At 37.5% G+C, this 6,144-nt stretch carries 4 protein-coding genes and 1 other RNA gene; 2 read left to right on the top strand and 3 right to left on the bottom strand.

Features of this window, described 5'->3' with window-relative positions:
* Positions 1–617 precede the first annotated feature (617 nt).
* Both N9I19_RS23630 and ssrS read right to left on the bottom strand, forming a co-directional pair.
* Complete coding sequence (locus tag N9I19_RS23630) at positions 618–1,985, bottom strand: MFS transporter (protein WP_317779175.1); 1,368 nt, start codon at positions 1,983–1,985, stop codon at positions 618–620.
* 306 nt (positions 1,986–2,291) lie between these two features.
* Positions 2,292–2,479, bottom strand: a non-coding RNA gene (ssrS, locus tag N9I19_RS23625) — 6S RNA.
* Between the two features lie 342 nt (positions 2,480–2,821).
* Here ssrS and tatA point away from each other — a divergent pair.
* On the top strand, positions 2,822–3,028 hold the full coding sequence (tatA, locus tag N9I19_RS23620) for a twin-arginine translocase TatA/TatE family subunit (protein WP_061463136.1): 207 nt from the start codon (positions 2,822–2,824) through the stop codon (positions 3,026–3,028).
* A 309-nt stretch (positions 3,029–3,337) separates the two neighbouring features.
* Here the strand turns inward: tatA and N9I19_RS23615 are convergent, their stop codons facing one another.
* The gene (locus N9I19_RS23615; protein WP_284470808.1) at positions 3,338–4,636 is read right to left on the bottom strand and encodes a globin-coupled sensor protein; all 1,299 of its coding nucleotides are present in this window, start codon (positions 4,634–4,636) and stop codon (positions 3,338–3,340) included.
* Positions 4,637–4,966: 330 nt separating this feature from the next.
* On the opposite strand from N9I19_RS23615, the gene N9I19_RS23610 reads away from it, so the two are divergent.
* Positions 4,967–6,028 (top strand): DUF3900 domain-containing protein, encoded by a 1,062-nt coding sequence (locus N9I19_RS23610; protein WP_089362158.1) that lies wholly within the window; start codon positions 4,967–4,969, stop codon positions 6,026–6,028.
* Positions 6,029–6,144: the final 116 nt, after the last annotated feature.

Raw genomic sequence — 6,144 nt, 5'->3', positions numbered from 1 at the left:
TGTAGATTCTCCTCAAATGTAGTATCTGTAGTCTACTTGACCTTAAAAATTCTGTCCAACTAAGTGTAGCCTATTCACCCTCTTATCAAAAGAGGGCGTTTACGATTATAATATTAAGCATCCAAGGCTTCCTTACGCTTTCTTTTCTTAGATTCGGTTATTAGATCATAACCAAGATAAAGGATGATCGCTGCGCCTAATAATTTAATATATAACGGAATCTCCGCTATGAAGAAATATATCATAGAGAATAATGTACCTATAATGCATAACCAAAAAATTATGTGTTTTAAAAATTTCAAAGTAATGACTCCTCTCAAAAGATGAGATTAATTTCTAGTTCGCTCCACTTCAAGGAGGAATTAATTATCCGTACAATCATTCTAACATTTATTCTTTATATAATGGAGTGAATTGCATTGCGAAATTATGAACATTTAAGAAACTTTATCCTTTCGATCTTATCCCTCTAAGGTCAGGGCGAACAATTCCACCAAAATCGTTACTAAAACGTATAAATACCGGAATCATGACTCCTCCAACAGAAGCCCTCAAAAACGAATGAGCATGAAATGACGGCGAGGGTATCCATGCATTCCATTTCATGCATTTAACTTTTACAAAACATTCATTTTATCGGATTCTACCACTATTTCTTCATTTGGTTCCGAATGATCATTTTTGTAATATGCCATTTTCACTGGAACGAATGATAAAGCAACCGCTGCTATCAGACCTGGAATGGCAAAGGCAATGAAATTCAATTGGATGGGCAGCGAGATGGACAATAAAAATCCGCCGAGTATAGGTCCTAGCATACCGCCGATCCTTCCGATACCAGATGCCACACCTAATGCAGTCGATCTAATATCTGGTGGGTAGTATTGTGAAACATAGGCTTGTACAAGGTTTTGGGCACCAATGGTACAGGCACCTGCAATCGCTACCAAGGTGTAAATCATGAAGGAACTTCCGCCCATTCCCAATAGCGTCAAACTGACTGCCCCAAGCGCATACATCGGCACAAGCATTTTCTTGGATCCATAACGATCACAAAGTTTAGCGATGATAAGCGTGCCAATGATAGCTCCCCCCTGCAGAACGATCAAGAAACCTAAACTTGAATTCAGCGCATACCCTGCCTCGATCATTAGCTTGGGAAGCCAAGTATTCAATCCATATACCATCAATAGACACATGAAAAAGGCGATCCAGAACATCATGGTGCTTAGAGTACGGGCCCCCTTAAACAATCCAACAATCGGCATATTCGTATCAGTTTTTTTCACTTCTGCAATTTCGTCCCTGATGTCGAAATTGCTCTCAGGACTTACCTTGGATAATATCCTGATCAATTCTTCTTTTCTGTCAACTCTGATCAGATGCGTAGAAGCCTCTGGTAAACGCTTCATCATGAAGGGTAAAAATAACAGTGGTATTCCCGCAAACCAGAATATTGACTCCCAACCTAGGATCGGCATAAGCAAGATACCCAGTATCGGGGCAAGCATCCCTCCGAATGAATATCCACACAAAACGACCGAAACGACCATGCTCCGCATCGTTTTCGGTGCATAATCCGTCAATAAGGCAATGACATTCGGCATGATGCCCCCAAGCCCTAATCCCGCCAAAAATCGGAAAGTCGAAAACATGGTAGGTGTGTTCGCAAATCCACATAAAAGTGTAAATAAACTAAATAAAATCAGCGAAATCGCTATTACATTTTTTCTGCCAATCCTATCTGCCAATGTACCAAAGAAGATCGCCCCGAACATCATTCCAAATAGACCATAGCTGCCCATAGCCCCCGCTTCCACGGAAGTTAGGTTCCACTCCTCCGTCAATACCGGGACGACCGTTCCGTAAACGACAAGGTCATAGCCATCAAAAAGGATTATTATAAAACACCATGCCAGCAACCCAAAATGAAAGCGGTTAAATTTACTGTTGCTAATTACCTCGGTTGTGTTAATACTAGCCATAAAATTTTCTCCTCCCTAAGGTGACTGCAGTAACTCCATCCAAATGATAGCGCTTACGTAATTCTTAAAAAATATCGACTCACCATCTTTTTATATAAATAGTGAACCGAGTTATCTAATTATTATTATAATGGCTAATTATCAGATATTTCAATAAAAACTTTCACATATTATTCATAAATCTTGGATCCTTACATTTTAATTTTTCTGACAATACCCATAAGTGCATCTACCTACAACACTCTGAACATTAGTAAAAACAACAAAAAACCAGCCCCAAATCGGAACTGGTTTCTAATTTTAAAAATATAAGCCGCCATTGCCGTATTCAAGTAAGAAAGTTTTAAACCACCACTCCTCAAAGTGGGTGTTTGCAAAAACAATCCTGTTGTCCAAGTCAGTGACGAGGCATAACATTCCTGTTTCGATGTAAAACTCCCTATTACAGCTTAAAGGTTAAAACTTAATTATCATTACGAACAACGCAGCTTGTATAGTTATAATACCTAAATACCTTCAATCTTGCAAGTTTAATCATTCCCAAGCAATAAGATTTTTCATGTAACACGAACGAAATAAGCTGCAGACCTATACGGAAAAAACCAAAAGCGACACTCTTCACATATTAATTTTATATATTGCATTGGCTAAGATAGGCAGGAAAGATTTTTAGATTTAATGTGCAAGATAAAATAGGACAAAATAAATTTAAAATGCTTGTCTAACAGAAGTCTAATTTATGATGTTGAACATTACAATTAATAGTAGATAACATTTGCAAATACTTGTCAGGAGTCTATAATATTAACTATCAGATTTGATTGGAGTGACTAGTTATGCTTTCAAACATTGGTTTTCCTGGTTTAATTTTAATCCTTATTTTAGCTTTAATTGTTTTTGGACCGAATAAGCTTCCGCAAATCGGACGGGCAGTTGGCACTTCGCTTAGGGAGTTCAAGGATGCAACAAAGGGAATAACAGAAGAAATTCAAGAGGAATTCAAGGATGACGTTCAAGCTGCAAGAAAAGAATCGCTAAAATGAAAAAGACGCCTGCACGCAGCAGGCGTCTTTGATGCGTTTGAGGCGTAGAACCGTCAGGCCACATCCCGACGTTTAGCTAAAAGCTTGTTCTTCGGCTTACACAAATTAGCTCATCGCTTTATTAATATAACATTAAACCTATATTATTTCAAGAGATTAATTAAACACCAGATTAAATAATGATAATCTTTATTCCATAATTGCTTTGAGGTTTTTTTATCAAAATATTCTATCGAGTTGTTTATTAAAATATAAAATACTATCACATAAGCCACTTTAAGATGTCCTTCTAAAAAAACTTATGAACTTCTACAAGTTCATCGTTAATTGAGTCAATTGATCCGAGGAAACGGCCACTTGATTGAACGCTTCATTAATTTCCTCGAATATAACATTCAGTTCAGTCATTTCCTTGGTGATTTTAATATTCTGCTCTTTTACTGAAAGCATGGCCTTTGCGATATCGGTAAAAAATATGCTCGTTTCTTTACCTTGTTCCGTGCCTTTAGTAATCTCCCCGCTAACCATTGAAATAGATGTATTCATAACATTAGTAAAATGAGCAATGCCACTAACGAGTTTCACTACTTCCGAAATTGATTCTTTGGTATTTTCCGAAAGCTTCCTTACCTCACCGGCTACAACCGCAAATCCTCTACCATTTTCACCCGCTCTTGCCGCTTCAATCGCTGCATTCAATGCCAACAAATTCGTTTGTTCTGCAATTGAAGTGATTATCGTGACAATTCGTCCGATTTCCTTTGATGTATTGGATAGGTGTTCCATATCTTTTGAGATGAGCGTCATTTGCTCCTGTGTTTTTACCAATCTTTTCTCTAATCCTTGTAACAGTTCAACGCCTTCATTTGATTTTCCCTCTGTCTCTATCGCAATGTCCGAACCCTTTTGAGTGAAATCATGAATTTCGACTACCTTATTTGCCATTAATTGAGTCGCTGAACTTGTCTCTTGACTGATTGCTGCCAATTCTTCTGCATTATGATTCACCTGCAGTTTAATCGTTTCTTTTTCTTCATGGTTTTTTATACGCATCTTTTCATTTTCAAGCTCATATGCCTCTAAAACGATTTGCTGCTCTAAATTGAAAATTTTGGTGATAGCCAGAATGTTATTCTGATATTGCTCAGTATTCTTTATATTGGAAATTACATGAATGATTAATGATTGCAGTAAATCTTGAAAAGCACTCATATACCATTTTGGCTGCAGTCCTATTCGCACATGTACTTGTGCGATGACATAACGCTGTTTGATATACGCATCATCAATTGTACCACTGAACATTTCGAACATATGACGATGAAGCGTCTTTTTCAACCTATCAACAGAACTATTGTCCGAAATGATTTTCATTAAAGAGGATTCATTTTTTAGATTTTTATAAAATTTTTCTATAATTTGGCTCAATTGTTCTTTTACTTCATCTTGCAAAGACCGAATAATACATAAATCCCCGATCGTCAAATGAATCATGTCCACTTGAGCCAATACGCTCGGAAATTCAGTGACATTTATACCGACTTGTTCCTTAAATTGCATATAGTCTATAGCATCTATCTTTTGTCTGTTTCTCCATATACTTTTCATGATTGAATTGCCCTCCAATTTATCTACCCATATATACTATTTCGACATTAAGGCTGTTAAATTAATCTACTTTAAAATATATTTTTATTTTGCAGTTCATTTTACCTATTAGATTAACCGTTCATGGAGTATTTCCTGTAATCCTTTATTTTGGTCTTGTGGAGTTTTAACATTATCCCTATTTTTCTTTAAGTATGATTTTGAAATAATGCACCAAAATTATTCTTTTATTCACGCCAATAGTTTGACGGAATCACCGTACATCTCTATACTTATTAAGTCTTAAAAAAGTACGGGAATTATGCTTAATAATTGAAGAAGGTGACATTCATGGATTTTACGATTACCTATCTGTCTTTTTATTTAATCCAAGTCGAAGGAAAAGGCGATCAGGCTGATAAACGTTTTAAACATTTTCAAACCCTTGATACTGAAGAATACGAAGAAAGTCCACTAAAGGATTTTTTGGATGGGGAATTGATGAAGATTTCCAAACGAAAAGTGGACCGTCATCCAAAAACTGAACAAATACCGACGAAAATTGGTTCTTTCATTGTCGAAGAAGGACATGCACTTGATTCCAACCCTAATTACAATGTATTTAACCGGGTTCGATATGCTAAAACGAAAGAAGAATTCCAAGAAGAAAATGAACAATTCACGCGGTCTTATATTGATACAAGTGCCGTCCGTGGCGGTGTCTTCATAATCGCATCGGCTAAATTATCGAAATATCTCGATGAACCATTCGTTTTCTTATTAAAATGTGATTTCGAGCCGAAAGTTGCTTCCATTTCGGATGAACGGACCCTGATTAGGCACGTTGAAATGGCAATCACCACTAAAAATATGAAATCCATTCAATACCCCTACATGCCCGAAGAAGGTATGGTCGAAGAAGGCGAACTGAAAATCCACCAGGCCTCACATGCCCGCTACTTCGAGGATTTCCTGAAGTTCGTCGAATATGGCGAATCGATGCCGGAAATCATGAAAAACCAGGTCATCCATATGGTCCATGAGCATGTATCCGCTCAATTCGAAGAAAACAGTGACGAACTGCAGAAATTCGAACAGGACCTGGAAATCTGGGAAACGAGTGAAAAGCGTGAAATCCAGGAACGTCTTGAAACCCATCAGGTCGTCGAAGCCACAGCCCAGATTGTCGAGCATACACCTGAAGCCGAACTGCGCATGAAGCTAGGCAGTACATCCATCAAAGGACTTCTAGCCGATTTCGGCGAAAGCATCCATTTAGGCAAGATTAACGGGAAATATGTATTGATGATAGAATCCAATACGATAGAATTCGATAAAGGCGTTTCGCCAATTGAGTTTCATAGGCCGGATGATTTGATGGAGATTGTGGAGCGGATTAGTAGGAAAGTTTGAGGGGTTATTTAAACGTATATTTTGAGCATTTTGTGACCACTAATATAACAGAAAACAGCGTACAAAGGGTTTTCTCGGCAATATTAGTGACCGAAAGTGTGATCGCTAAATTGACA

The sequence above is a fragment of the Peribacillus sp. CSMR9 genome (assembly GCF_033141925.1).
GTDB classification, from domain to species: domain Bacteria; phylum Bacillota; class Bacilli; order Bacillales; family DSM-1321; genus Peribacillus; species Peribacillus simplex_A.
Note: the sequence above shows the minus strand (reverse complement) of the source record. Positions and strands in the feature narration are given on the sequence as shown.